A 26,702-nucleotide genomic window follows, 5' to 3' on the forward strand; every position below is an offset into this window, starting at 1 on the left:
GACGGGCTTTCCGTCACAGGAGGCGTTGCCTCGGACGGCAACCTCACGAGTCTATCAGTGGGCCGTCGTTCCGGACCAATCCCGAGCTCCGACCCGGGAGCTCACTCCCCGGTGATGGCGCGCAGGACGTCGAGCTTGGCCGCCCGCCGGGCCGGCAGCACCGCCGCCAGCACGCCGACGAGCGCCGACACCAGGACGAACACCGCCAGCGATCCGGTCGGGATCGCCAGGTCGCTGATGCCGTCGTTCTGGAACGACCGCTGCAGGGCGACGCCGAACAGCAGCCCCGCGCCGATGCCCAGGACGGCGCCGAGGATCGCGATCGCGACCGACTCCAGCCGCACCATGCGGCGCAGCTGGGGCCGGGTCAGGCCGACGGCCCGCAGCAGGCCGATCTCGCGCGTGCGCTCGATGACGCTCAGCGCCAGGGTGTTGATGATGCCGAGCACCGCGATCACGATGGCCAGGCCGAGCAGCGCGTAGATCAGGTAGAGCAGCGTGTTGACCTGGGAGCGCTGGGCCTCGGCGTAGCTCTCCTTGTCCTGGACGACGATCGTGGGGTTGTCGCCGACCGCGCGCTCGAGGTTGGCGCGGACCGTGCGGGTGCCCGTGCCGTCGACGGCGTTGATGGCCAGCGAGGTGTCGCCGCGCTTGATGCCGGCCGTCGTGACCGTGGACAGCGGCACCAGGGCCTGGCCGACGACGTTGCTGTCGGCGTAGACGCCGGTCACCGTGGCGTCGTACGAGCCCGAGCTGAAGGTCAGCTCGACCACGTCGCCGGTGGTGCGGTCGATGGACTCCGCCATCGACTCGCTGAGGGCGATCGTGTTGTCGGCGGTGGGGGCCTCGCCGCTGGCGAAGCTGAGCTCGAAGACCTCGGCGAACTGCTCGGCGTCGGTGGCCGAGGCGAACACCTGGGTGCCGTCGGCCTTGAAGACGATGGACTGCGCCGGCGACACCGCGTCAACCCCGGGCACCGCGGTGATCTTCTGGGAGATCTCGGGCGAGAACGGCTGGCCGCTGACGTTCTGGACGATGAAGTCGGCCGAGAACTCCCGCTCGACGCCCTTGTCGATCGACGTGTTGATCGAGGCGCCGAGGATCGACATCGTCGTGACCAGGGCCAGGCCGATCATCAGCGCCGAGGCGGTGGCGGCCGTGCGACGCGGGTTGCGCCGGGCGTTCTGCGCGGCCAGCTTGCCGACGGACCGGTAGATGACGCGGTAGATCGCTCCGAACACCGCCAGCACCGGCGTCGCGATGATCGGGCTGCCGAGGGCGACGGCCATCAGGACGCCGAAGATGCCCGCGCCGACCCAGACGATGGGCCGCGGCACGTCGAGCCACGAGCCGGCCGCCATCGCCCCGGCACCGGCGAAGCCGAACAGCAGCGCGATGAGGAGGCGCCAGCGCAGCGACGACTCGGGCATCGCGATCTCGTCGCGCATCGCCGCCACCGGGGGCACCTTGGCCGCCCGACGCGCCGGGATCCACGCCGCGAGCATCGTCACCAGCACGCCGACGGCGTACGCCAGGACGATCGTGCGGGTCTGGAAGACCAGCGACGTGCCCGACAGGTCGAGCCCGAACTGGCTGAACAGCACCTTGAGCAGCATCGCCAGCCCGAAGCCGAGCGCGAGCCCGAGGGTGGAGCCGATCATGCCGATGACGAACGCCTCGGTCAGGACCGAGCTGCTGACCTGGCGCCGGGACGCCCCCAGGGCGCGCAGCAGGGCCAGCTCGCGACTGCGCTGCGCCACCAGGATCGAGAACGTGTTGACGATGAGGAACGTGCCGACCACCAGCGCGATGCCGGCGAACACCAGCAGGAAGGTGTTGAGGAAGCCCAGCAGCTGGTCGAAGAGGTCCTTGGACTCCTCGGCGACCGAGTCGCCCGTGACCGACTCCGTGCCCTCGGGGATCACCTTGGCCACCTGGTCCGCCACCTCGCGCTGGGTGGCGCCGACCTTGGCCTCGACCTGGATGACGCTGTAGGCGTCCTTGCCGTCGAGGAAGTACTTCTGGGCGCTGTCGTCGTCGAACAGGACGAGGGTCGCGCCGGCGAGGCCGCCGGAGGTGAACCCGAAGATGCCTACGAGCTTGGCCTTGAGGATCGGCGGGTCGCTGGGCAGCGCGATCTTGACGGTGTCGCCGAGCGCGTAGCCCGCGACCTCGGCCGAGCGCGCGTCGAGGGCGATCTCGCCGTCCTTCACGGGGGCCGTGCCCTGCTCCCACTTCAGCATCTGGTCGCCCGCGGCGTTGGGGATCGGCTCGCCGCGCCCCGCGTTGAGGGCGATCGTGGGCGCACCGGTGCCACCGAGCAGGCGGTTGTTCTTCTTGACGACGAACAGGCCGCCGCCGTTCACGGCACCCTGGGCGCGCTCGACGCCGGGCAGGGCGGAGATCTCGTCGATGACCGAGGCCGGGATCGACCGGGCCTCGCGGTTGACGCTCATCGCGATGGCGTCGCCGTTGCCCGTCTCGGGACGCACCGCGACGTCGGTGACCGTGCCGTACGCGATCTGGTCGAAGCTCTCGCCGATCGTGTCGGTGAACACCAGCGAGCCCGAGAGGAACGCGATGCCCAGGACGATCGCGAAGGCGCTCAGGAACAGGCGGACCTTGCGGGCGACGAGATTGCGCCAGGTGACCCTCCGCACGTCACACGCCGATCCGGCGCTGAACCACGCTCATGCGCTCGAGGACCTTCTCCGCCGTGGGGTGGCGCAGCTCGGACACGACGCGGCCGTCGGCCAGGTAGACGACCCGGTCGGTGTAGCTGGCGGCGACCGGGTCGTGCGTGACCATGACGATCGTCTGTCCGAACTCGTCGACGCTGCGGCGCAGGAACGACAGGACCTCGGCCCCGGAGGTGGAGTCGAGGTTGCCGGTGGGCTCGTCGGCGAAGACGATCTTCGGCCGGCTGACGAGGGCGCGCGCGCAGGCGACGCGCTGGGCCTGGCCGCCGGACATCTCGTTCGGGCGGTGCTTGAGGCGGTCGGCCAGGCCGACGGCCTCGATCACGTTGGCGTACCACTTGGGGTCGGGCTTCTTGCCGGCGATCGACAGCGGCAGCAGGATGTTCTCCTCGGCCGTCAGGGTGGGCACGAGGTTGAACGCCTGGAAGATGAAGCCGAGCTTCTCCCGACGCATGACCGTGAGCGCCTTGTCGTCGAGCTTGGCCAGCGTGGTGGAGCCGATCGTGACGCGACCGGAGTCGGGGGTGTCGAGCGCCGCCATGCAGTGCATGAGCGTGGACTTGCCCGAACCGGAGGGCCCCATGACCGCGGTGAACTCGCCCTCGTAGATCTCGATGGACACGCCGTCCAGCGCTCGGACCTGGGCGTCGCCCTTGCCGTAGGTCTTCGTGAGCTCGTGCGCGTGCGCCGCGACGGTCTTCTCCATGGGCCAGAGCCTAGGCGACGGCGCCATGTTTGACCGCGCGATGTCACTCACAGTTACACGATGTCCGCCGACCCGCCCCACAGATCGACCCGCGCGTCGGCGTCGTGGCCCACCAGATCATCGATCCGATCGAGCTCCTCGGCGCTGAAATCGGTGTTCGCCGCGGCGGCGACGTTCTCGTCCAGCTGCTTCGTGCTGGACGCGCCGATCAGGGCCGAGGTGGCCGCACCGGGGCGCAGCACCCACGCGATCGCGAGCTGGGCGAGGGTCTGGCCGCGCTCACGCGCGACGTCGGCCAGCCCGCGCAGCCGGTCGCGGTTGGCCTCGACCACCGACTCGTCGAACGAGGACCGCCCACCGGAGCGCTCGACCGGCTCGTCGCCGAGGTAGCGGTCGGTGAGCAGCCCCTGGGCCAGCGGCGTGAACGCGATGGAGCCCATGCCGGTGTCCTCCAGCGTCGCGAACAGTTCGTCCTCGACCCAGCGGTTGACCATCGAGTACGCGGGCTGGTGGATCACCAGCGGGGTGCCCAGGTCAGCGGCCACCTCGGCGGCCCGGCGGGTGCGCTCGGCCGAGTACGAGGAGATGCCGACGTAGAGGGCCTTGCCCTGCCGCACGGCCGTGTCCAGCGCGCCCACGGTCTCCTCGACGGGGGTGTCCGGGTCGGCGCGGTGCGAGTAGAAGATGTCGACGTGGTCGAGGCCCATCCGGCTCAGTGACGCGTCGAGGCTCGACAGCAGGTACTTGCGCGACCCGAGGAAGCCGTACGGGCCCGGCCACATGTCCCAGCCGGCCTTGGTGGAGATGACCAGCTCGTCACGGTAGGGCGCGAAGTCGCCGCGCATCATCCGGCCGAAGTTCTCCTCCGCGGAGCCGTACGGCGGGCCGTAGTTGTTGGCCAGGTCGAAGTGCGTGATGCCGAGGTCGAACGCGTGCCGCAGCACCTCGCGCTGGGTGTCGAAGATGCGGTTGTCACCGAAGTTCCACCACAGACCGAGGCTGATCGGCGGCAGCAGCAGCCCCGAGCGACCGACCCGCCGGTAGTCCAGTCCCTGGTAGCGATCGGCAGCGGCCTGCCACGGCTGATGGGTCTCGGGGACGCGGTTGCGGGTCCAGTCGGTGCTCATGCGTCCACGCTATGCCGCGCCACCGACGCTCGCTCACCGCGCTACCGGCGGTTCAGTTCGCCCTCGTACTTGCGCGCCGACTCCATCATCTCGTCCGGCGTGACGAAGCTGTCCCACTCGCGCAACCGAGGACGCTGTTCCCGAGTTCCATCCGAGCAGAGCACGTCGTCGTACCAGTCCTCATTCATGGTCGGCGACCACGAACAGGTCCACTCCTGCTCTGCCGTCTCGTCCACCGTGCGCGCCGCCGAGCACAGGCCGTCACGCTTGGCCAACGCGAGTGCCTCCGCATCGATTTGGACCTCACGAGGATCGGGGCAGTCGTCACCGACGAGCCCCACCGTCCCGCGAATCGACTGGTAGTCGACGAACACCGGGTACTCCTTCGGGCAGTGGTGCCCGAGTACGTCCAGCATCCTGTCGGTCGAGCCGTCACTGGGACGGGTCCCGGTCTGCTCGATGACCTCCTCCAACAACTCGGCACAGGAGCTCTCGAGGCCCACGCGTGTCCGATCCACGGCGGTCTCACCGACCGTGGTCGGCCCGCACCCCGCCACCAGCAGCACCACTACGACGGACCCCCCGACACGGAACCGTGCCCGGCTCATGACACCCGGTCGCACGCCACGGCGTTGTAGCTGTGAGCGGCGGGATCGTCCGTGACGTGGAAGTGGGATTTCCCTTGCGACCGCACCGTCAGACGCGCGAGCTGCTGGGAGGGAAAGGGCGTGGGGCCGGACAAGGCGGTGATCGCACCACCCGCGACCGTCGCCGCGATCGGCGACAGCGAACGACCCTCTTCGTCAGTGAGCATCTCGTACTGCTTGGTGGCGTTGACGAACACGGCATGGCAGGCGTACTCGCCGTCGTCGAGAGCCACCAAGGAGGACTGGGTCGTGTACCACCACAGGCCACTCACTACCAGCACGGCACCGACCACGTAGGGCTGCCACGTTCGCCAGATCGAGTCCTCGCCCATGCATCCTCCGGGTGCGCTCTCCCGCACCCGCCATGATGCGAGAGCGACGGCAGAGACTGTAGCGACGAAAGGGTCCGTCCGTTCGGGAATTCGGGACAGACCTGAACTTGGCCGTGAACCGGATTCCTCCGGCTCCGGACAGTCATCGGGAGCGCCCCCACGACGCCGAGTGGCGCGAACCGGGGTCGTCAATGGCCCCAATCTGCCCACCACTCGGCGACTGGCGCGCAGATTGCGACACGCGCCGCGCGGCGGGTCAGGCCAGGCGGGTGATCTCGACCTCGACGGTGGTGCTGACCTCGCCGTCGGTGGAGTAGATGCCCCGCAGGTTGGGGTTGTCGTCGAAGTCGCGCCCGCGCGAGACCACGATGTGGCGCTCGCCGGGGGCCTCGCCGCGCGTGACGTCCCAGCCCACCCAGCGTCCGTCCCACCACTCCAGCCACGCGTGCGGCTCGGCGGCGACCGGCGCGTCGACCTGGGGGTCGGCGTCGGGGTGCACGTAGCCGGCCACGAAGCGCGCCGGGATCGAGGCGTGGCGCAGGGCACCGATCGCGACGTGCGTGAGGTCGTGGGTGACGCCCTTGCCCGTCTCCCACGCGTCCTCGGCGGTGGAGCTGACATGGGTGGCGGCGACGAGGCGCTTCACCCGCGACCTGAGCAGCTCGACGACCCGGTCGACGTACGCCGCGGGCGAGGCGGCCTCGGCCCGGATCGCGTCGAGCTCGGTCACGAGCGACGCGGCCGGGCGCACCTTGTCCTGCTGGTGCACGAACTCGCAGTACCGGTCGAGCGTGTTGGCGTCGAGCGCCTCCCAGCCGATCGACTCGCCCGGCTCGACCGGGTCGGCGGTGTCGACGACCGAGGTGGCCACGACCGACAGCTCGTCGTGCGGGTCGGTGACCTCGAAGGCCGTCACCGTGGCGCCCCAGTAGTCGCGGTACTCCTGCGACCACGCCGTCGGCGAGATCTCGAGACGGGTGCGGCGGACGTACTGGTCGGCCGTGGTCTGCGGGGTCAGTCGCGCCTCGCTGTAGGACGCCTCCGTGGGGACGGAGTACGTGTAGGTCGTCGCGTGCCGGACGCGCATCCTCATGCTCACAGCGACACCCTCCCGGTCCACATGTGCCAGTCCTCCTGGGCGAAGTAGCGCGCGGTGATCGCGTCGCTGGCCGCAGCACAGGCGCGCTGCAGCCGCTCCATCTCGAACGGCATGGTCTCGAGCAGCTCGTTCAAGGGGCGGTACTCGATCTCGGTGCGGGCGCGACCGAGCAGCCGCAGCGCCTCGTCCGAGAAGCCGGCGCGGCGACCGGCAACGTCGAGGCGGGTCAGGGCGCGCTCGGCCTCGGTGAGGCTGGAGACGAGCGAGCGCGGGAACCACCGGTCGAGCAGCAGGTACTCGGCGGCGGCGCTGTCGCGCTCGATGCCGCGGTAGGTGCGCAGGAAGCTCTCGTAGCCACCGCACGCCCGCAGCGTGTTCTGCCAGGCGACCCCCGAGCCCGAGCCGCCGGCACTGGCCGCCGTGGACAGCAGCCGCGCGGTCATGTCGGCGCGCTCGATGTTGCGGCCCAGCACGTAGAAGTACCAGCCCTGGTCGCGCGGCATGGAGTCGTCGGCCGAGCCGGAGATCATCGCGGTGCGGCGGCGGACCCAGTTGAACATCTCGACCGGGCGCATCGAGGTGGCGGCGGGCACGCCCTGCCACGTCGTGTTGATCGCCGACCAGACGTCGGTCGAGAGGGTCTCGCGGGCGCTGCGGGCGGCCTCGCGCATCGAGCCGATGACGGCCGCGATCGACGTGGGCGACTTCTGGTCGTACGCCAGCAGGTCGAGCATCGACCAGCGGTTCGGGACGCCGCCGAAGTCGTCGATGCCCATCACCGCGAACAGCTGCTGGCAGCTGGTGACCTCGTCGGTGGCGGGGTCCTCGACCAGCATCTGCATCTGGACGTCGAGCAGGCGGGCCGTGTCGTCGGCGCGCTCGAGGTAGCGGCCGATCCAGAACAGCGACTCACCGATCCGGCTGAGCATCAGACCTCCCTCGAGGGTGCGGGCACGGGTGCCATGGTCTGGGACTGCGACGAGGACTGCGAGAGCGGCTCGAGGTCGTCGTCGGGCTCCTCGATCGGCTCGGTCGGGCGCGCCAGCACCCAGGTGTCCTTCGACCCGCCGCCGCGACTGGAGTTGACGATCAGCTCGCCCTCGGGCAGCGCCACGCGGGTGAGGCCGCCGGGCAGCACCCACACGTCGTCGCCGTCGTTGACAGCGAAGGGCCGCAGGTCGACGTGGCGGGGACGGATGCCGTCCTCGACGAGGGTGGGCACCGTGGACAGCGAGATCACGGGCTGGGCGATCCAGTCGCGCGGCGCGGCGATGACCTTGGCGCGCAGCTCGTCGAGCTCCTCGCGCGTGGCCGACGGGCCGATCACGATCCCCTTGCCGCCGGAGCCGTCGACCGGCTTGAGCACGAGCTCGTGGAGCCGGTCGAGCACCTCCTCGCGCTGGTCGGCGTCGCCGCACCGCCACGTGTCGACGTTGCGCAGGATCGGCTCCTCGCGCAGGTAGTAGCGGATCAGGTCGGGCACGTAGGTGTAGAGCAGCTTGTCGTCGGCCACGCCGTTGCCGATCGCGTTGGCGATCGTGACGTTGCCGGCGCGCGCGGCGTTGACCAGGCCGGGCACGCCCAGCGCGGAGTCGGCGCGGAACGCGAGCGGGTCGAGGAACTCGTCGTCGATGCGGCGATAGATGACGTGCACCGGAGCGAGGCCGTCGGTGGTGCGCATCATCACGCGGCCGCCGTGGCACACCAGGTCGCGACCCTCGACGAGCTCGACGCCCATCGTGCGGGCCAGCAGGGTGTGCTCGAAGTAGGCCGAGTTGTAGACGCCCGGCGTCAGCACGACCACGGTCGGGTCGCTGACGCCGGCGGGCGCCGCGGCGCGGAGGGCCGAGAGCAGCTGGCGCGAGTAGCGCGCGACGGGTCGGATGCGATGGTGCGCGAAGACCTCGGGCAGGCCGCTGGACATGGCGCGGCGATTGGTCATCACGTACGAGACGCCCGACGGGACGCGCGCGTTGTCCTCGAGCACCCGGAAGTCGCCGTCGCCGTCGCGGATCAGGTCGATGCCCGAGACGTGGATGCGCACGCCGTTCGCCGGATCGATGCCCGCGACGACGCGGTGGTAGTGGCTCGAGGTGACGACGGTCGCGCGCGGCACGACGCCGTCGCGGAAGAGCTCGCCCGCGCCGTACGCGTCGGCGAGGAACGCCTCGAGCGCCTTGACGCGCTGCTTGACGCCGGCCTCGACCTCGTCCCACGCGTCGGCCTCGATGATGCGGGGCACGATGTCCAGCGGGAACGGGCGCTCCTCGCCGGCGACGCCGAACGTGATGCCCTGCTCCAGGTACGAGGAGGCGAGTCCCTCGGCGCGCTGGCGCACCTCCTCGGGCGGCATCTGACCGAAGGCGGCGTGCACCGAGGTGTAGAGGTCACGCAGGCCCGACTCGCCGTACATCTCGTCGTAGCCCTTGACGGGTCCGTATCCCTCGAACAGTTGCGCCTGGGTCACGGGTACACCCTAGGGGCGATTTGTCTCGGGCACGTTTCGACGATCGGCGCTGCCGGTTTCACCCTCTGCCGGTTACGATTCGTACCGGAAAGGGGCGCGCCCATGACCGCAGGTGACGTCTTGGTGCTCAACGCGAGCTACGAACCACTGCAGCGCGTGTCCCTCCACCATGCGATCAAGATGCTGGTGCGCGAGGTGGCGGTCATCGAGGAGGCCGGCGAGGAGTCGTTCGGCCCGTTCCCGAAGCCCCTGGTCCTGCGACTCGTCCGGTACGTGCGGACCCGGTGGATGCACGTCCGCAGCCACCTCTGCACCAAGAGCGCGATCAAGGCGCGCGACAAGGCCTGCGCCTACTGCGGCGGCTCCGCCGAGACGGTCGACCACGTCATCCCCCGCTCGCGTGGCGGCACCCTGACCTGGGAGAACGCCGTCGCCGCCTGCCTGCGCTGCAACCACAAGAAGGGCAACCGCACCCCCAGCGAGGCCAACATGCCCCTGCTCCTCACGCCCGGGCGCCCCACGTCGTTCGTGGCCTGAGGCGGTCCCGTGCCCGCGCCTCCGGCAGCGGACCTCAGAGGCCGACGGACTCGTAGATCCGGTCGAGCTCGTCGAGGTAGGCGCCCTCGTCGGCGCCGGCGCGCTGGTAGGCCTCCATCGCCTCGGCCTGGACCTTCTCGGCCACCTGCTCGTAGCGGGCGTTCCACTTCTCGGCGTCGATCTGCCAGTAGCCGCACGTGTAGAAGGAGGCCTGCGACCAGCCCAGGCCCTTGCGGAGGTGCTTGCGGACCGCGCGGCTGGCGCGGGCCTCGCCGGCGAGCCACACGTAGTGCCCGGCGGGGTCGGTGGGCAGCTCGCGCTGCGTCACGGCGGCCTCGAGTGCCGGCGGGATGTCGTGGTCGTTGCGGACGACCTGCCACGTCGCTGAGACGTCGGCGGCGGACGGCAGCGGCACCTCGTCGGAGGTGTCGGTGACGACGACGTGCACCTCGGCGTGGACCCCCGGCGCGAGGTCGCGCAGGATCCGCGCGAGCGCGGGGACGCCGGTGAGGTCGCACACCAGCAGCTGCGACGTCGAGCCCGCCGGCGGGCGGTAGAGACCGTGCGGCTCGATGACGCCGACCTGGTCGCCGGGCTGGCAGACGCGCGCCCAGTCCGAGCCGACGCCCTGCTCGTGCACGGCGATGTCGATGTCGACGCGCACGTCGCCGTCGACCACCCGGTGGTCGGAGATCGTGTAGACGCGGGGCACGAGCGGCTCGGCGCCCTCGGGATAGGAGTACGAGAAGTCCTCGCCGATCTCCGGCAGCACCAGCGGTGCGTCGGGGCGCGGCGGCAGCAGCAGCCGAACGTACTCGTCGGGGATGCCCGTGGACTGCCAGCCCTCGAGGCCGCCCAGCGTGATCGAGACGAGGTGCGGGGTCAGGGCCCTTCGACCGAGAACGGTCGCGGCAAAGGTCTTCACAGATGTCCCTCCGGGTGTCGACCGGTGGACCGGCCGAGGAAGCCGACTCGCCATCTGCGAGACCGGTTCGTGCGTTAGGCAAGGCCAGCCTAACAAACATCGTTGGATAGCCTCGACCCGTGACCATCCGCGTACGCACCATCGGATCCGACGAGCACCTGGCGTTCGTCGCCGGCCGTGGATCGGCGAGCTTCCTGCAGACCCCGGCCTGGGCGGCGGTGAAGAGCGAGTGGCGCGGCGAGTCCCTCGGCTGGTTCGACGGCGAAGCCCTCGTCGGCGTGGGCCTGGTGCTCTACCGCCAAGTGCCGAAGCTCAAGCGCTACCTGGCCTACCTGCCCGAGGGACCGGTGCTGGACTGGAGCGGTGACGTCGCCGAAGCCCTCGACGCGCTGCGCACGCACCTCAAGGGTCAGGGCGCGTTCGGCATCCGGATGGGGCCGCCGGTCGTCACCCGCCGCTGGGAGGCCGCGACCCTGAAGGCCGCGCTCGCCGACGAGGTCCTGAACCGGCTCGGGGACGTGCCCGCCGACCACACCGACGACGCGGCGGTGGCCCTCGCCGACCGGCTGCGCTCCCTCGGCTGGAAGGAGCAGTCCGCCGAGGGTGGCTTCTCCGCGGGCCAGCCGAAGTACAACTTCCAGATCCCGCTGGCCGGCCGCACCGAGGACGACGTCCTCGCCGGCATGAACCAGCAGTGGCGCCGCAACATCCGCAAGGCCGCCAAGCAGGGCGTCGAGGTGACCGAGGGCGGTCGCGACGACCTGGCCGAGTTCCACCGCGTCTACGTCGAGACCGCCGAGCGCGACCACTTCACCCCGCGGCCGCTGTCGTACTTCCAGACGATGTGGGACGCGATGACCGCCGAGGACCCGCAGCGCCTGCGCCTGTACCTGGCGCACCACGAGGGCGACCTGGTGGCCTCCACGACGCTCGTCCAGGTGGGCACGCACGCCTGGTACTCCTACGGCGCATCCACCACGGCCAAGCGCGAGGTGCGCGGCTCGAACGCCGTGCAGTGGCAGATGATCCGCGACTCGCTCGCGGCCGGCGCCGAGGTCTACGACCTGCGCGGCATCACCGACACGATCGACGCCGAGGACCCGCACGTGGGCCTGCTGCAGTTCAAGGTGGGCACCGGCGGCGAGGCGGTGGAGTACCTCGGCGAGTGGGACCTGGCGATCAACCGGCCCCTCTACGCCGCGTTCACCGCGTACATGAAGCGGCGCGGCTGACCGTCGGTCGCCGGGCCTCAGCCCGAACCCGGCAGGATGGGGCGCATGGCGTTCGACCTCGAGATCCGGGCCGCCGACTGGCGCGCCCACCTGGCCACCACCCGTGACGCCCAGCCGGGCCTCGTCCCGGTCATCAAGGGCAACGGCTACGGCCTCGGCCGCGAGCGGCTGGCCCACGAGGCGGAGCGCTTCGGCGCCGACCTGATCTCCGTCGGCACGTACGAGGAGGCTGCCGAGCTGCTCGGGGCGTTCCCCGGCGACGTGCAGGTCCTCACCCCGTGGCGGCCGTTCTCGCTGCCGGTGGACGACCCCCGCGTGATCCACACGGTCGGCCGGATCGAGGACATCCCCGCGCTCGCTGCCGCCCGGCCGGGTGCGCGCATCGTCGTGGAGGCCGTCACCTCGATGGCCCGCCACGGACTCGATCGCCACCACCTCGCCGAGGCCGCTCGCGCCATCGCCGCGACCGACCTCGTGGTCGAGGGCTTCGCGATCCACCTGCCGATGGCCGGCGGCAACCTGGCCGAGGCCCGCACGTGGTGCGCGATCCTCGAGACGTCCGCCCTGCAGACCACCACCGTGTACTGCTCGCACCTGACGGTGCCGCAGCTGGAGCAGCTGCGCGCCGAGCGCCCGAACCTCACGATCCGGCCCCGCGTGGGCACGTCGCTGTGGCTCGGCCGCCTCGAATCGCTGACCGTCCGGTCGACGGTGCTGGACGTGCACACCGTGCAGCGCGGCGAGCGCGTCGGCTACCGGCAGGGCCGGGTCCCGCGCGCCGGCCACGTCGTCGTCGTGGCCGGGGGGACCAGCCACGGGATCGGCCTCGAGGCGCCCCGCGCGGTGGCCGGCGTCGCCAGCCGCGGCAAGGCCGCCGCGAAGGGCGGGCTGGCCGCCGCCGGACTGGCCCTGTCGCCGTTCACGATCGGTGGCAAGCAGCGCTGGTTCGTCGAGCCGCCGCACATGCAGGCCAGCATGATCCTGCTGCCCGAGGGCACCCCGGTGCCCGCAGTGGGCGACCGCCTCCCGGCGGCCGTCCGCTACACGATCGCGCAGTTCGACGCGATCACCGAGGTCTGAGCCGCCCGCTCAGCCCTGGCCGCCGCCGGGACCGGTCCCACCGTCCCGGCCGTTGCCGGCACCGCCCTCGCCACCGGGCTTCGGCGCGGGAACGGTCGGCGTGGGCGCGGGCGGCGGGGTCGTCACCGGGGGCGCCGTCGGCTCGGGAGCCGGCTGCGTCGGGGCCGGTGTCGTAGGCTGGGGAGCCGGCTGGGTCGGCTTCGGCGTCGGCTTCTCGACCTTCTCGTCGTCCTTCTTCTTGGGCTTCGGGGCGGTGCCGGGGTTGGCGACCGCCGTTCCCTTCTCAGCCTTGATGTTCGCCCGCGGCGGGAAGGAGCCGCACTCGCTGCCCGCGAGGGCGCGGTTCATGTGCGCGGCGAACGTCTGCGCCGGGTAGGTGCCGCCGAAGAAGGGGTTGAGGTAGCCCTCGAGCTCCTCGTTGCCCCGGCCGCGGTTGTACATGACCGCCGTGGCGAGCTTCGGGGTCGCACCGACGAACCATGAGGAGGACACGCGGTCCTCGCCGTCCTTGCCGTCGTTGGCCGTGGCGGTGCCAGTCTTGCCCGCGGTGGGGCAGAACGTTCGGCCCTGGACGCCCGAGCCGCTGCGCACCACGGTCTGCAGCGCAGCGAGCGTGTCGGCGGCGACGTCCTCGTCGATGGTCTGCGTGGTCGCGACGTTGTGCTTGAAGACGCGGGCGCCCCGCGCGTCGTCCACGCGCTCGATGACGTACCACTGGGCCCGCTTGCCCTCGGCCGCCAAGGTCGCGTAGGCGTTGGCCATGTCGATCGGGGCGACCGGGGCGTAGCCCAGGGACACGCCGATGACCGGCTCGATCGTGTCGATGGTCGACTGCGGGATGCCGGCCTCGCGCGCCGCCTTGAGGATCTTGCGCCCGCCGTTGTCCATCTGGTCGGTGAGGTCGACGAACGCGGTGTTGACCGAGAACTCCGTGGCCCGCTCGAGGTTGATGAAGCCGTAGGACTTGCCGCCGCTGTCGCCCTGGTTCTGGATCTCGGCGTCGCCGATCCTCAGCGGCGCGTTGCCGTTGAGGCGGGTCTGCAGGCTGTAGCCGTTCTCGAGCGCTGCGACGACCGCGAACGCCTTGAAGGTCGAGCCCGGCTGGGTCTTCTCGGTGGCCCAGTTCAGCTGGTTCTTCAGGTAGTCGGGCCCGCCGTACAGGGCACGGACCGCACCGGTGCCGGGCTGGACGGAGACCACGGCGTTGTTGAGCTCCTTGAGGCCGTCGGGACGGACCTCCTTGACCGCGTCGACCGCCGCGTCCTGCGCGTCCTTGTCGAACGTGGTGACGACCCGGAGGCCGCCGCCCTCGATCTCGGTGTCGAGGAAGCCCTCGGCGCGCATCTGCGCCCGCACCAGCTCCAGCACGTGGCCCTTCGGGCCCTCGAACCGCTGGTTGGCGCGCTGCTTCTTGAACTTGGGGAACTTGCCCTTGTGCGCCGCGGCATCGGCCGCCGTGATGGAGCCGCGCTTGACCATGCCGTCGAGGACGTAGTTGAAGCGGGGCAGGACACGGTCGCGGGCGCCCTCGGCGTACGGGTCGAAGTACGACGGGTTGTTGATGACCGTGGCCAGGAAGGCGGCCTGGCCGATGTTGAGCTTCGCGGCCGGCTTGCCGAAGTAGGTGCGCGACGCGACCTCGACGCCGTAGGCGCCGTTGCCGTAGTAGATCGTGTTGAGGTAGCCCTCGAGGATCTCCTGCTTGGTCAGCTGGTTGTGGATCTTGACCGAGAGGACGGCCTCCTTCACCTTGCGGGTGTAGGAGCGCTCCTGGTTCAGGTACAGGATCTTCACGTACTGCTGCGTGATCGTGGAGCCGCCGCCGGTGATGGCGCCGCTCGTGGCGTTGTTGCGCGCCGCCCGGACGATGCCGCGCACGTCGATGCCGCGGTTCTCCCAGAAGGTGCGGTCCTCCGCGGCCACGACGGCGTCGCGCATGACCTCGGGGATCTCGTCGTACTCCAGGCGCTCGCGGTTCTGCGTCGCGAAGCTGCCGATCTTGGTCTTGCCGTCCGAGTAGTAGACGTTCGTCGTCTCGGTCTGGAAGTCGGCGTTGGGGTCGGGGATCTTGATCGTGGCGTACAGGACCGCGAAGACCAGGGCTCCGACGATGAAGCCGGCCACCATGAGGAACAGCAGCCACCGCAGCGCGCGCACCGGCAGGGAGCCGGTGCCTCCGATCCTGCGGCTGAACCGCTTCAACGGTCCCTGCGTGTTCTTCGTGCGAGTTTTCGCCACGAACGGGTTCCTTCCGGACGACGAATCCAACGCTCCAGTCTGACCCGTGTTCCTGAGAACGCGAATCCCGGAGGGCCGGGGGGTGGTTTTGTGCCCTACTCGATGTATCGTACCGATATAGCCGTTCGTGGCATCGAACGGAAGTGATCCCTGGGGGAGGAGGCGACGATGGCCCGACGCGGAGCAGCACTGGAGTTGGCCGTCCTCGGCCTGCTCGCCGACTCGCCGATGCACGGCTACGAGCTGCGCAAGCAGGTCAACGGCCTGCTCGGCTGGACCCGGCTGCTGTCCTACGGGACGCTCTACCCCTGCCTCAAGCAGCTGACGCGCGCCGGCTTCATCGCGGCCGACACCGAGACGACGCCGCGCGGCAAGCGGCCCCGGATCGTGTACCGGCTCACGGCCGAGGGCAAGGAGTACTTCACCTCCCTGCTCGAGGACGGCGGCCCGTCGGCCTGGGACGACGAGAACTTCGGGGTGCGGTTCGCCCTGTTCGCGCGCACCAGCTCCCCCACCCGGGTCCGGATCCTCGAAGGACGCCGGTCCCGCCTGGAGGAGCGACTCGAGAACGTCCGCACGGCCGCGGCCACCCGCCGTGAACGCATGGACGCCTACACCCGCGAACTCCAGCGTCACGGTCTCGAGTCCGTGGAGCGCGAGATCAACTGGCTGACCGAGTTGATCGACCGTGAGCGCGCCGACGCGTTCTCGGAGCACGAAGACACCAGCACGACAGACAAGGAAAAGTGAGGTCTCCATGAGTTCGGAGAACAAGGTCCGCGTGGCCATCGTCGGCGTCGGCAACTGCGCCACGTCCCTGATCCAGGGCGTCGAGTACTACAAGGACGCCGACCCGGAGGCCACCGTCCCCGGGCTCATGCACGTCAAGCTCGGGCAGTACCACGTCAATGACGTCGAGTTCGTCGCCGCGTTCGACGTCGACGCCAAGAAGGTCGGGTTCGACCTGGCCGAGGCCACCCTCGCCAGCGAGAACAACACCATCAAGATCACCGACGTCCCGCCGACCGGCGTGATCGTCCAGCGTGGTCCGACGCTGGACGGCCTGGGCAAGTACTACCTCCAGACCATCGAGCAGTCCGAGGCCGAGCCGGTCGACGTCGTGCAGGTCCTCAAGGACACGCAGGCCGACGTGCTCGTCTCCTACCTGCCCGTGGGCTCGGAGGAGGCCGACAAGTTCTACGCGCAGTGCGCCATCGACGCGAAGGTCGCGTTCGTCAACGCCCTGCCCGTGTTCATCGCCTCCGACCCCGAGTGGGCCAAGAAGTTCGAGGACGCCGGCGTCCCGATCATCGGCGACGACATCAAGAGCCAGGTCGGCGCGACCATCACGCACCGCGTCATGGCCAAGCTGTTCGAGGACCGGGGCGTCGCCCTGGACCGCACGTACCAGCTGAACGTCGGCGGCAACATGGACTTCAAGAACATGCTCGAGCGCGAGCGCCTGGAGTCCAAGAAGGTCTCGAAGACCCAGGCCGTCACGTCCAACCTGCACGGCTCGCTGGCCGACAAGGTCGACGACCGCAACGTCCACATCGGCCCGTCGGACTACGTCGCCTGGCTCGACGACCGCAAGTGGGCGTACGTGCGCCTCGAAGGTCGCGCGTTCGGTGACGTCCCGCTCAACCTGGAGTACAAGCTCGAGGTCTGGGACTCGCCGAACTCGGCCGGCATCATCATCGACGCCATCCGCGCGGCCAAGATCGCCAAGGACCGCGGCGTCGCGGGCCCGCTGCTGTCGGCCTCGTCGTACCTGATGAAGTCGCCGCCGGAGCAGCGTCCCGACGACGAGGGTCGCGCCACGCTCGAGGCCTTCATCGCGGGCACCGAGGAGCGCTGAGCCTCAGCACCCGCCAGAGACGCACCGGACCCGAGGGGGTCCGGTGCGTCTCTGTGTACGGAGGTCTCAGTGGGCGGCGGTGGACGTGCCGCTGCGCAGGCGCTTGATCCCGCTGACGATCGTCACGACCACCGCGCCGATCAGCAGGCCGATGAGCGCCGAGACCGCGGTGTTGGCGACCCATTCGAACGCACCGTCGGCGAAGGGCATGACGTCGGCGACCCAGTGCTCAAGGTCGTGCACCTTGCCGTAGACCCAGTGCCAGCCGAGCTCGTCGGTGCCCACGAGGATGATGTGCCCGCCGACCCAGAGCATCGCGGCGATGCCGACGGTGGCCAGGGTCGAGAGCACCTTGGGCATCGCCTTGACCAGCAGCCGCCCCACGCGCTGGGCGAGGTTCGAGGTCCGGCCGGCCAGGTTCATGCCCACGTCGTCCATCCGCACGATCAGCGCGACCGCGCCGTAGACCAGCGCGGTGATGCCCAGGGCGACGAGCACCAGGATGATCGCGCGGGACACCAGCGGTTCGTCCGCGACCTCGTTGAGCGAGATCACCATGATCTCGGTCGAGAGGATGAAGTCGGTGCGGATCGCGCCGGAGACGACCTGCTTCTCGGCCTCGGGCCCGCTGGTTGACGCCGGTTCCTCCTTCGCGTGACCCTCGTGCGGCTTCAGCAGGTGCCAGATCTTCTCGGCGCCCTCGAAGCACAGGTACGTGCCGCCGACCATGAGCAGCGGGGTCAGGATCCACGGCACGAACTGGCTCATCAGCAGCAGGCCGGGAAGGATGAACAGCAGCTTGTTGCGCAGCGAGCCCTTGGCGATGCGGCCGATGATGCTCAGCTCGCGCTTGGGGTCGACGCCGTGCACGTAGCGCGGGGTGACCGCGGCATCGTCGACGACGACGCCAGCGGCCTTCGCGCTGGCCTTGCCGGCCGCCGCGGTGACGTCGTCGACGGACGCGGCCGCCAGTCGTGCCAGCGCAGCCACGTCGTCGAGCAGGGCGACAAGTCCTCCAGCCATGGGCTCAGCGTACGGGCGTGGCCGCGGGCCGGCACGGCGCACCGGGGCCGACCGCGCCGGTGACCGGCACGCCGAGCGACCGACCCGTGGATAGGGTGCTGCCATGGTCATCGGCTTCGGCATCGACATCGGCGGGACCGGCACCAAGGGGGCTCCGGTCGACCTCGACACGGGCACGCTCGTGGGCGACCGCTTCCGCATCCCCACGCCCCGACCGGCGACTCCGCAGGCGGTGGCCGAGGTCGCGGCGCAGATCGTGGCGCACTTCCCCGACACGCAGGACGTGCCGCAGATCGGCGTCGCCATCCCGGCCGTCGTGCAGCGGGGCGTCGCCCGGTCGGCGGCCAACATCGACCCGTCGTGGATCGACACCGACGTCGACGCGCTGTTCACCGACGTCCTCGGTCGCGAGGTGCACGTCGTGAACGACGCCGACGCGGCCGGCGTGGCCGAGAACGACTACGGCGCCGCGCGTGACGAGGACGGGCTCGTCTGCGTCATCACCCTCGGCACCGGCATCGGCTCCGCGCTGATCAACGCCGGGACCCTCGTGCCCAACACGGAGTTCGGCCACCTCGAGGTGGCGGGTCACCCGAACGCCGAGAAGTGGGCCGCGACGAGCGCCCGCGAGCGCGAGGACCTGTCCTGGAAGGACTGGGCCGAGCGCCTGCAGGTGTACTTCAGCCACCTCGAGCGGATCCTGTCGCCCGACCTGTTCGTCGTCGGCGGCGGCGTCAGCAAGAACAGCGAGAAGTTCCTGCCCCTGCTGGACCTCCGCACCCCGATCGTCCCCGCCGAGCACCGCAACAACGCCGGCATCATCGGTGCCGCCGCGCTCGGCGAGCGCGGCTGATTTCGCTCGCACGGTGGAGTAACTCCGAGTTTCTGGCACAGTGCCCCCATGACATCCATGAAGAATTTCTTCCACGGGTGGTTCGGGGGGCGCGTCCTTCTCGCTGGAGTGACGTGTGCAGCGGGACTGACGGTTCTCACCGCGCCAGCTGAGGCAGCCTCGAGCCTTCCCACACCCACCAACGTCCAGGCCGCCGATCTCGGCGGCGGGCAGGTCGCCGTCACCTGGGACCGCATCAGCGGTTCGGGGTCCTACCTCGTCGGCGTCAGCCCCGACAAGTCGACGACCCAGTGGTCCTGGCTCGATGCGGGCGTGAGCGGCACGACCATCAATCTCAACGCCACCTTGCGGGCCGTACCGAGTTCGGGACGCTACTACGTCGTGGTTCGAGCGCGCAGCAGGGACGAGGCCGACCGCGCCACCGACGACCGGGCTTCCGCGTTCTCTCCCTGGCTTGCGGTGAACGCCGTCAGCGAGTCCATCCCGCGCTACAAGGTCGGCAGTTACAACGTCCTGAGTGCGACGTCGAGCCATGTGAACGGCGCCAAGGACAAGAACACCTTCCCGTGGGCCAAGCGTGGATCGAAGGTGATCTCGACCTTGGCGAACCTGGATCTGGACGTGTTCGCGATCCAGGAGGACAACGGTCCGATCGCCACGAAGTGGGGCTGTGCCCCGCCCATGGACGCCTCGGCCGCTGCGTGCTTGGACCCGAAGAACGGTTCTCCGTCCCACCTGTTGGCCAAGGTCGGCGGCGAGATCCCGGTCTCCGCTCCGGCCTCCCAGCGACTGCTCATCCACGAGACCGTCGCGGCCCGGCTGGGGACGAAGTACTCCAGCTACCTCGATCCGAGTTCGAGCGAGGGTCGCATCTTCTGGCGGGCGTCCAAGTTCGACCGGGTGCGCGGCGGCGCATTCACCGATCTCTATGCGCCGAACGACTACGAGGGCGTCCGGGATTGGACGAACTGGGTGGTGCTGCAGGACCGAGCCAGGCCGGCGTCGCGAGTCTTCGTCGTCTCGATCCACACCGCGTCGTCCACCAGCCTCAAGAACCTCGGCGCCGACCCCGACGCTGCACACCGCGCGTTCTTCGCGAACGTGGACAAGAAGGTGAAGGCCGCCAACACCGAGGGCCTGCCCGTGCTGCTGATGGGGGACTTCAACTCGCCGACCCGTTCGAACGGCGGGCTGGACTGGCTCCGCAGGAACGGTTACGGCATCGCCAACGACGACGCCGCGACCAGGATCAATCCGACGTACCGATCCGTACGCTCGTTCCTGCCGAGCAAGGTGCCGTCCCAGTATCCGTACGACCACGTCGCCTACAAGCCCGGCTCGGGCACTCCGGTGCAGGCCGTGGCGTCCTGGGTCGTCGCCCGGACGCGCCTGGCCGATGGCGAGAGGTGGCAGGAGAACTGCCTCGGCGTGACGAACAAGACGGTGATCGCCACCGCCGGCTGCATCGGCTCCGATCACGTGCCCGTGATGGCGTCCTTGCGCTGGTAGCCCGCCGATCGGGCGGGCCCGTCAGGGTCCGCCCGATCCCCCCGCCGCTCGCTCAGACCGAGGCCAGCAGCGCCCGCACGGAGCGCTCCATGATCTGGCGGCAGCGGGCTGCCGGGTAGTCGTGGTCGTCGAACATCAGCGACCAGGCGTTCCAGCTCGTGACGGCGGTGAGGGCGTCGACGAGGATCTCGGGCTCCGGCGCGGAGGCCAGCTCGGGGGCGAAGGTCTGCTGGACGTCGCGGCGCAGCCGGTCGATGTGGCCCCGGCGACTGGCGCGCAGGGCCGCGTAGTCGGGCTCGCCCAGCACGGCCGCGCGGGCGGCCGGCGCGATGTTGACCAGGCGCCGCTCCCGTTCGGCGCAGAAGCAGACGATCCGCTCGGGCAGCGGCGCCTCGAGGTCGATCTCGACCCGTAGCTCGTCGTCGGTGCGGAACCAGTACGCGACCGTGGCCCCGAGCAGGCTCTCCATGTCGCGGAAGTTCGACCATAGCGTCCGCCGCGACACCCCGGCACGCTCGGAGATCATCGTCGCAGTGGGCTTCAGGACACCCTCGCGCAGCAGGTCGGCATGCGCCTGGACGATCAACGCTCGCGTCCGTTCGCTGCGCTGCATGCGCCCGTCGGTCTGTCGGTACTCCATTGCTCCCACCGCTCCATGCTGGCCGAGAGCACCGGACTCCCACCTTTCGACACACCGAGTGTAGATAGATAGTGACATGCCTCACAACGTATGTGAGGATGTCGTCACCTTCGCACGAGGGGCTGCTGTCGATCAGAGGGAGTGAAGGTTGCTGACGGTCAAGAACCTGGAGGTCGTCTACAACGACGTCATCCTGGTCCTGCGCGGCGTGAGCCTGTCGGTGCCGGAGGGCCAGATCGTGGCTCTCCTCGGCGCCAACGGTGCCGGCAAGACGACGCTGTTGCGCGCGCTCTCGGGCCTGCTCGACATCCACGACGGTGAGATCACCAAGGGCGAGGTGCGGCTGCGCGACCAGCCGATCCACACCTTCGACGCGCCCAAGATCGTGGCCGCCGGCCTCGGTCAGGTGCTCGAGGGCCGTCGGGTGTTCAGCGAGTTCACGGTCGAGGAGAACCTGCGCGTCGGCGGTCACACCCGCCGCGGCGGCCTGGCCGAGGGGATCGAGGAGGTCTACGAGCTCTTCCCCGTGCTCAAGGAGCGCCGCAAGAACACCGCCGGCTACCTCTCCGGCGGCGAGCAGCAGATGCTCGCGATGGGCCGAGCCCTCGTGGCCCAGCCCGAGATCCTGCTGCTGGACGAGCCGAGCCTGGGCCTCGCGCCCCGCATCGTCGCGCAGATCAAGGACATCATCGTCCAGATCAACGAGCGCGGCACCACCGTGCTGCTGGTCGAGCAGAACGCCACGATGGCGCTGTCGATCGCCCAGCACGGCTACGTCATGGAGCACGGCAAGGTCGTGATGGACAAGCCCGCCGCCGAACTGCTCGACGACGAGGACATCCGCGACTTCTACCTCGGCCGTGGCGACCTGGCCACCAGCTACCGCGACATCAAGCACTACAAGCGTCGGAAGCGTTGGCTGTCGTGAGCGCCGCGTCCCCCCACGCCCCGTCGTCCACCGTCTCGCCCCGTCCCGTCCCGGAGGGTCACGTGTCCGAACCTGTCGTCAGCGTGCGAGGCGTCGAGCTCGCGTTCTCGGGGGTCAAGGCCCTCCAGGGCGTCGACTTCGACGTCTTCGACAACGAGCTCTTCGCCGTCATCGGCCCCAACGGGGCGGGCAAGACGTCGATCTTCAACGTCCTGTCGGGCGTCTACCGACCCCAGCAGGGCACGGTCGAGTTCGCGGGCACCGACATCCGCGGGATGCGCCCGCACAAGATCGCCAACCTCGGCATGGCGCGCACGTTCCAGAACATCGAGCTGTTCGAGAACCTCGACGTCGTCGACAACCTGATGCTCGGCCGCCATGCTCACCTGGGCTACGGCTGGGCGGCGTCCGTCGCCTGGTTCGGCAAGGCCAAGCGCGCCGAGGTGGCCAACCGCCGCCGGGTCGAGGAGATCATCGACTTCCTCGAGATCGAGGGCTACCGCCAGCTGCCCGTCGGCATGCTGCCCTACGGCATCCAGAAGCGCATCGAGCTGGGTCGCGCCCTGGCGATGGAGCCGAAGCTGCTGCTGCTCGACGAGCCGGTCGCTGGCATGAACGGCGAGGAGACCGAGGACATGGCGCGGTTCATCCTCGACATCCGCAACGAGCTGAGGATCCCGATGATCCTCGTCGAGCACGACATGGGACTGGTCATGGACCTGGCCGACCGCGTCATGGCGATGGACTTCGGCAAGCCCGTCGCCACCGGCACGCCCCACGAGGTGCAGTCGCACCCCGACGTCATCCGGGCCTACCTCGGGCCGGTCGACGACGCCACCCTGGCCGAGGTGCAGGGGGAGCTGGCATGACCGCCACGAACACGCTGCCGCAGCGGATCCGCGAGCGCGCGCAGGACACCCCCCACCGTGTCGCCATGCGCGAGAAGAACTTCGGCCTGTGGGAGGAGGTGTCGTGGGCCGACTACTGGGAGCGCTCGGCCCTGGTCGGCCACGCGCTGATCGCCCTGGGCGTCGAGGTCGGCGACCGCGTCGCCGTCCACAGCGAGAACCGCTGCGAGTGGCTCTACTCCGACATCGGCATCACCGCGGTCCGCGCCGGCACCGTCGGGCTCTACCCGACCAACCCGGCCGCCGAGGTGCTGCACGTCCTGCGCGACTCCGGCTCGTGCGTCCTCATCGCCGAGGACCAGGAGCAGGTCGACAAGTACCTCGAGATCGCCGACGAGCTGCCCGACCTGCGCACGGTCGTCTACATCGACCCGCGCGGCATCCGCGGGCGGTACGACGACCCGCGGCTCCTCTCCTGGGACGACTTCCTCGCCCTCGGCGAGCAGCACCGCGCCGAGCACCCCGGCGCCGTCACCGAGCGGCTCGAGGCGGCCCAGCCCGACGACCTCGCCACCTTGGTCTACACGTCCGGCACCACCGGGCCGCCCAAGGGCGCGATGCTGTCGATCGCGAACATCGAGTTCGTCATCGAGACGCTCCGGAGCGGCGGCGCGTTCGTCGACCCGCCGGCCAGCGACCGCGACCTCGTCGTGTCCTACCTGCCGCTGTGCCACGTGGCCGAGCGCGTCTTCACGACCTGGTTCAACGCCGCGGTCGGCTCGCAGGTCAACTTCGCCGAGTCGATCGAGACCGTCCAGCAGGCACTCCGCGAGGTGCAGCCGACGCTGCTCTTCGGCGTCCCCCGCATCTGGGAGAAGATCGCCGCCGGCGTCCACATCCGGATGAGCGGCGCCTCGTGGTTCAAGCGCAAGAACTTCGACTTCTGGATGAAGCGCGCCGCGTGGATCGGGCGCACCCTCGTCGAGAACCAGGGCAACCACACCCCCGCCACGCGCGCGGTCTACGCCGCCGGGTGGGTGTGCCTCTACCGGCCGCTGCGCGAGCGGCTCGGACTGGGCAAGGTCCGGTACGCCGCGTCGGGCGCGGCCCCGATCGCGCCCGAGGTGCTCGAGTTCTTCATGGGCATCGGCATCCGCATGCACGAGGTCTACGGCATGACCGAGAACTCCGCGATCGCGACGGCGAACATGGCCGGCCGGGTCAAGGTCGGCACGGTCGGCGAGCCGCAGATCGGCACCGAGGTGCGGATCGACGACGAGACCGGCGAGATCCTCACCCGGCACCCGGGCACGTTCGCCGGCTACTGGAACAACCCCGAGGCCACGGCCCGCACGGTCGACCCCGACGGCTGGCTGCACACCGGCGACGTCGGCGAGTGGGTCGACGGCACGCACATCAAGATCACCGACCGGATCAAGGACATCATCATCACCGCAGGTGGCAAGAACATCAGTCCCAGCGAGATCGAGAACAGCCTCAAGTCGTCGCCGTACATCAAGGAGGCGATCGTCATCGGCGACCGCCGCAAGTACCTGACGGCGCTGATCGGCATCGAGCTCGACACCGTCGGCGACTGGGCCCAGCAGCAGAAGCTCGGGTTCACGACCTACCGCGACCTGTCCGAGAAGCCCGAGGTCATCGCGCTGGTGCAGTCGATCGTCGACGAGACGAACCGCAAGTTCGCCAGCGTCGAGACGATCAAGCGCTTCGCGATGCTGCCGAAGGAGCTCGACCACGAGGAGGGCGAGCTCACGGCCACCCAGAAGATCAAGCGCTCGGCGATCAACGAGCGCTTCGCCGACGCCATCGAGGGGCTCTACTCCGACACCGACCGCGTCATCGCGACCGAGGAGCTGAAGGCATGACCACCTTCCTGCAGTCCGTCCTCAACGGCTTCGCCCAGGGATCGATCTACGCCCTGCTCGCGCTGGGCTACGTGATGATCTACAAGGCCACGCACGTCATCAGCTTCGCCCAGCCGGCCCTCATGGTGTGCGGCGGACTGTTCGCCTACCACGCGACGAGCGTCTTCGAACTGCCCTTCTGGCCGGCGCTCATCGTCGCGATCATCGCCGGCGCGCTGCTGGGCATGCTGGTCGAGCGGCTCGCGCTGCGGCCCATGGTCGGCAAGCCGGTGTTCACGCTCGCGATCATCACGATCGGCGTCGACATCGTGCTGCGCATCTTCGCCAACCGGTACATGGGCCCCGACCCGCGCTCGGTCCCGTACCCCGGCGGCAGCAACCGCCTCGAGTTCTGGGGCCTGTCGATCTCGCACCAGCGGCTCGGCCTGATCGTCGTCACCGCGGTCACCGTCGCGGCCTTGGCGATGTTCTTCCGCTACGCCAAGACCGGCCTCGCCATGCGCGCCACGGCGCTCAACCAGGAGACCGCGCTGGCGCAGGGCATCCGCGTGGGCACGATGTTCGCCCTGGCGTGGGCCATCGCCGGCGGGCTGGCGGCCATCGCCGGCACCTTCGTCGCGGCCACCGGCGCCGGCATGGAGCAGAACACCTGGATCATCGCGCTGAAGGCACTGCCGGCGATCATCATCGGCGGCCTCGACAGCATCCCCGGCGCGGTCATCGGCGGCCTGGCCGTCGGCCTGGTCGAGTCGATCACCGCGGTCTACCAGCCCGACGTCGCGCCGTGGCTGGGCAACAACTTCGCCCTCGTCGCGCCCTACGCCCTGATGTTCCTGGTCCTGCTGGTCAAACCGTACGGACTCTTCGGCACGAAGGAGGTGGAGCGGGTATGACCACCATGCTGCGCTCTGCGCCCCCCGCCCAGGCCAGGAAGTCCACCGGCGTCCGCGGCCGCCCCCTGCTGCGCACGAGCTACCACCAGGACCTGGCCCTGGCCAACACGCCGGCCAAGCGCCGGAGCGTCATCGGCCTGGTCATCGCCTCGTTCGTCGTGCCGTTCCTGCTGACCGACGACCTGCTGCAGGTGCTGACGCTCGGCATGATCTCGGCCGTCGGCGCGATCGGCCTGAACCTCGTCACCGGCTACGCCGGCCAGGTCTCGCTGGGCCACGCGTTCTTCATCGGCGTGGGCGCCTACACCGGCGCCGTCCTCGGTGGCGATCCCGACGGCGCGATGCTCGGCTACGGCCTGCCGATGTGGATCTGGCTGCCGGCGGCCGGTGTCGTCGCGGCCGTCGCCGGACTGATCGTCGGACCGCTGGCGGTGCGCCTGCGCGGTCTCTACCTCGCGATCGTCACGCTCGGCCTGGTGTTCCTGGGCGACCACGTGTTCCGCGAGGCCCGCGAGATCACCGGCGGTCCCGGTGTCGGCCGTCGCGGCGCCGAGCTGGAGCTGTTCGGCATCGACTTCTCCTCGATGGAGCCGATCTCGGGCCTGTCCCGCGGCCAGGCGCAGTTCTTCCTGGCGCTGGTCTTCCTGATCATCTTCGCCATCCTGGGCCGCAACATCGCCCGCTCGGGCGTCGGCCGCGCGTTCGGCGCCGTCCGCGACCGCGACGTCGCCGCCGCCGTCATCGGCGTCGACCTGACGAAGTACAAGGTCATGGCGTTCGCGATGTCGTCGTTCTTCGCCGGCGTCACCGGCGCGCTCTACTACGCCGTCATCGGCGTGTTCGAGCCCGGCGCGTTCAGCCTGCTGCTGTCGATCCAGTACCTCGCGATGGTGCTCATCGGCGGCGTCGCCACGATCAGCGGCTCGATCATGGGCGCGCTCTTCATCGCCCTGCTGCCCCGGCTGAGCCAGTTCATCGCCGGCTTCGTGCCCGACGGGCTGATCTCGGTCTTCCAGCTCGAGGCGATCCTCTACGGCCTGCTGATCATGGGCTTCCTGATCTTCGAGCCGCGCGGACTGTTCGGGATCTGGACCCGGATCCGCAACTACTGGAAGGGCTGGCCCTTCTCCTACTAGACCCCGGCCGCGAGGCCGCTGGCGGTGCACCCCGCACCG

The 26,702-nt window shown here is 69.9% G+C and carries 24 protein-coding genes; 12 read left to right on the forward strand and 12 right to left on the reverse strand.

The window, feature by feature from the left end; translation table 11 throughout:
• Positions 1–101: 101 nt before the first annotated feature.
• The 8 genes from AFL01nite_RS13655 to AFL01nite_RS13690 all read right to left on the reverse strand — a co-directional run bounded on the left by AFL01nite_RS13655 (position 102) and on the right by AFL01nite_RS13690 (position 9,077).
• Entirely contained in the window at positions 102–2,660 is a 2,559-nt protein-coding gene (locus tag AFL01nite_RS13655) for an ABC transporter permease (RefSeq protein ID WP_146828289.1), read from the reverse strand.
• Between the two features lies 1 nt (position 2,661).
• The gene (locus AFL01nite_RS13660; protein ID WP_146828291.1) at positions 2,662–3,405 is read right to left on the reverse strand and encodes an ABC transporter ATP-binding protein; all 744 of its coding nucleotides are present in this window, start codon (positions 3,403–3,405) and stop codon (positions 2,662–2,664) included.
• Positions 3,406–3,458: 53 nt separating this feature from the next.
• The gene (mgrA, locus tag AFL01nite_RS13665; RefSeq protein ID WP_146828293.1) at positions 3,459–4,532 is read right to left on the reverse strand and encodes an L-glyceraldehyde 3-phosphate reductase; all 1,074 of its coding nucleotides are present in this window, start codon (positions 4,530–4,532) and stop codon (positions 3,459–3,461) included.
• A gap of 41 nt (positions 4,533–4,573) precedes the next feature.
• Positions 4,574–5,101: a hypothetical protein gene (locus AFL01nite_RS13670; RefSeq protein ID WP_146828295.1), complete on the reverse strand. Its 528-nt coding sequence runs from the start codon at positions 5,099–5,101 to the stop codon at positions 4,574–4,576.
• A 35-nt stretch (positions 5,102–5,136) separates the two neighbouring features.
• The gene (locus AFL01nite_RS13675; protein WP_146828298.1) at positions 5,137–5,511 is read right to left on the reverse strand and encodes a hypothetical protein; all 375 of its coding nucleotides are present in this window, start codon (positions 5,509–5,511) and stop codon (positions 5,137–5,139) included.
• 256 nt (positions 5,512–5,767) lie between these two features.
• Positions 5,768–6,604, reverse strand: a complete 837-nt coding sequence (locus AFL01nite_RS13680; protein WP_246119727.1) for a transglutaminase family protein — start codon at positions 6,602–6,604, stop codon at positions 5,768–5,770.
• A gap of 2 nt (positions 6,605–6,606) precedes the next feature.
• Positions 6,607–7,539 carry an alpha-E domain-containing protein gene (locus tag AFL01nite_RS13685; protein ID WP_146828302.1) on the reverse strand — a complete coding sequence of 311 codons (933 nt, stop codon included), beginning with the start codon at positions 7,537–7,539 and terminating at the stop codon, positions 6,607–6,609.
• The gene (locus AFL01nite_RS13690) at positions 7,539–9,077 is read right to left on the reverse strand and encodes a circularly permuted type 2 ATP-grasp protein (RefSeq protein ID WP_246119725.1); all 1,539 of its coding nucleotides are present in this window, start codon (positions 9,075–9,077) and stop codon (positions 7,539–7,541) included. Before AFL01nite_RS13690 ends, AFL01nite_RS13685 begins: the two co-directional genes overlap by 1 nt.
• 102 nt (positions 9,078–9,179) lie before the next feature.
• Between AFL01nite_RS13690 and AFL01nite_RS13695 the strand changes: the two genes are divergently transcribed.
• Positions 9,180–9,614 carry an HNH endonuclease gene (locus AFL01nite_RS13695; RefSeq protein WP_146828304.1) on the forward strand — a complete coding sequence of 145 codons (435 nt, stop codon included), beginning with the start codon at positions 9,180–9,182 and terminating at the stop codon, positions 9,612–9,614.
• A 34-nt stretch (positions 9,615–9,648) separates the two neighbouring features.
• Here AFL01nite_RS13695 and AFL01nite_RS13700 read toward each other — a convergent pair whose 3' ends face one another.
• Positions 9,649–10,539 carry a siderophore-interacting protein gene (locus AFL01nite_RS13700; RefSeq protein WP_186813957.1) on the reverse strand — a complete coding sequence of 297 codons (891 nt, stop codon included), beginning with the start codon at positions 10,537–10,539 and terminating at the stop codon, positions 9,649–9,651.
• Between the two features lie 119 nt (positions 10,540–10,658).
• Between AFL01nite_RS13700 and AFL01nite_RS13705 the strand changes: the two genes are divergently transcribed.
• Together AFL01nite_RS13705 and AFL01nite_RS13710 are read left to right on the forward strand one after the other, a co-directional pair.
• Positions 10,659–11,771 (forward strand): lipid II:glycine glycyltransferase FemX, encoded by a 1,113-nt coding sequence (locus AFL01nite_RS13705; protein ID WP_146828308.1) that lies wholly within the window; start codon positions 10,659–10,661, stop codon positions 11,769–11,771.
• Positions 11,772–11,816: 45 nt separating this feature from the next.
• Positions 11,817–12,851, forward strand: coding sequence for an alanine racemase (locus AFL01nite_RS13710; RefSeq protein ID WP_146828310.1), 1,035 nt, complete (start codon positions 11,817–11,819; stop codon positions 12,849–12,851).
• A 9-nt stretch (positions 12,852–12,860) separates the two neighbouring features.
• Here the strand turns inward: AFL01nite_RS13710 and AFL01nite_RS13715 are convergent, their stop codons facing one another.
• The gene (locus tag AFL01nite_RS13715) at positions 12,861–15,089 is read right to left on the reverse strand and encodes a transglycosylase domain-containing protein (RefSeq protein WP_146828312.1); all 2,229 of its coding nucleotides are present in this window, start codon (positions 15,087–15,089) and stop codon (positions 12,861–12,863) included.
• 168 nt (positions 15,090–15,257) lie between these two features.
• Here AFL01nite_RS13715 and AFL01nite_RS13720 point away from each other — a divergent pair, with 168 nt between their 5' ends.
• Positions 15,258–15,839: a PadR family transcriptional regulator gene (locus AFL01nite_RS13720; protein WP_146828314.1), complete on the forward strand. Its 582-nt coding sequence runs from the start codon at positions 15,258–15,260 to the stop codon at positions 15,837–15,839.
• 7 nt (positions 15,840–15,846) lie between these two features.
• Positions 15,847–16,947: an inositol-3-phosphate synthase gene (locus AFL01nite_RS13725; RefSeq protein ID WP_146828316.1), complete on the forward strand. Its 1,101-nt coding sequence runs from the start codon at positions 15,847–15,849 to the stop codon at positions 16,945–16,947.
• A 66-nt stretch (positions 16,948–17,013) separates the two neighbouring features.
• Here the strand turns inward: AFL01nite_RS13725 and AFL01nite_RS13730 are convergent, their stop codons facing one another.
• Entirely contained in the window at positions 17,014–17,970 is a 957-nt protein-coding gene (locus AFL01nite_RS13730) for a DUF808 domain-containing protein (protein WP_146828317.1), read from the reverse strand.
• Between the two features lie 103 nt (positions 17,971–18,073).
• Here AFL01nite_RS13730 and ppgK point away from each other — a divergent pair, with 103 nt between their 5' ends.
• Together ppgK and AFL01nite_RS13740 are read left to right on the forward strand one after the other, a co-directional pair.
• Positions 18,074–18,823 (forward strand): polyphosphate--glucose phosphotransferase, encoded by a 750-nt coding sequence (gene ppgK / locus AFL01nite_RS13735; RefSeq protein WP_146828319.1) that lies wholly within the window; start codon positions 18,074–18,076, stop codon positions 18,821–18,823.
• A gap of 48 nt (positions 18,824–18,871) precedes the next feature.
• Complete coding sequence (locus AFL01nite_RS13740; protein ID WP_146828321.1) at positions 18,872–20,332, forward strand: endonuclease/exonuclease/phosphatase family protein; 1,461 nt, start codon at positions 18,872–18,874, stop codon at positions 20,330–20,332.
• Between the two features lie 52 nt (positions 20,333–20,384).
• Here the strand turns inward: AFL01nite_RS13740 and AFL01nite_RS13745 are convergent, their stop codons facing one another.
• Complete coding sequence (locus AFL01nite_RS13745) at positions 20,385–20,981, reverse strand: TetR/AcrR family transcriptional regulator (RefSeq protein WP_146828323.1); 597 nt, start codon at positions 20,979–20,981, stop codon at positions 20,385–20,387.
• A gap of 139 nt (positions 20,982–21,120) precedes the next feature.
• Between AFL01nite_RS13745 and AFL01nite_RS13750 the strand changes: the two genes are divergently transcribed.
• From AFL01nite_RS13750 to AFL01nite_RS13770, 5 genes are all read left to right on the forward strand, one after another.
• Entirely contained in the window at positions 21,121–21,900 is a 780-nt protein-coding gene (locus AFL01nite_RS13750) for an ABC transporter ATP-binding protein (protein ID WP_146828325.1), read from the forward strand.
• Between the two features lie 62 nt (positions 21,901–21,962).
• Entirely contained in the window at positions 21,963–22,769 is an 807-nt protein-coding gene (locus AFL01nite_RS13755; RefSeq protein ID WP_146828327.1) for an ABC transporter ATP-binding protein, read from the forward strand.
• Positions 22,766–24,634 (forward strand): AMP-dependent synthetase/ligase, encoded by a 1,869-nt coding sequence (locus tag AFL01nite_RS13760; RefSeq protein WP_146828329.1) that lies wholly within the window; start codon positions 22,766–22,768, stop codon positions 24,632–24,634. The genes AFL01nite_RS13755 and AFL01nite_RS13760 overlap by 4 nt, the downstream gene beginning before the upstream one ends.
• The gene (locus tag AFL01nite_RS13765; protein ID WP_146828331.1) at positions 24,631–25,527 is read left to right on the forward strand and encodes a branched-chain amino acid ABC transporter permease; all 897 of its coding nucleotides are present in this window, start codon (positions 24,631–24,633) and stop codon (positions 25,525–25,527) included. Before AFL01nite_RS13760 ends, AFL01nite_RS13765 begins: the two co-directional genes overlap by 4 nt.
• A complete protein-coding gene (locus tag AFL01nite_RS13770; protein ID WP_146828333.1) occupies positions 25,524–26,663 on the forward strand; it encodes a branched-chain amino acid ABC transporter permease in 1,140 nt (379 codons plus the stop codon). The genes AFL01nite_RS13765 and AFL01nite_RS13770 overlap by 4 nt, the downstream gene beginning before the upstream one ends.
• Positions 26,664–26,702: the final 39 nt, after the last annotated feature.

Source organism: Aeromicrobium flavum (assembly GCF_007992115.1).
GTDB classification, from domain to species: Bacteria; Actinomycetota; Actinomycetes; order Propionibacteriales; family Nocardioidaceae; genus Aeromicrobium; species Aeromicrobium flavum.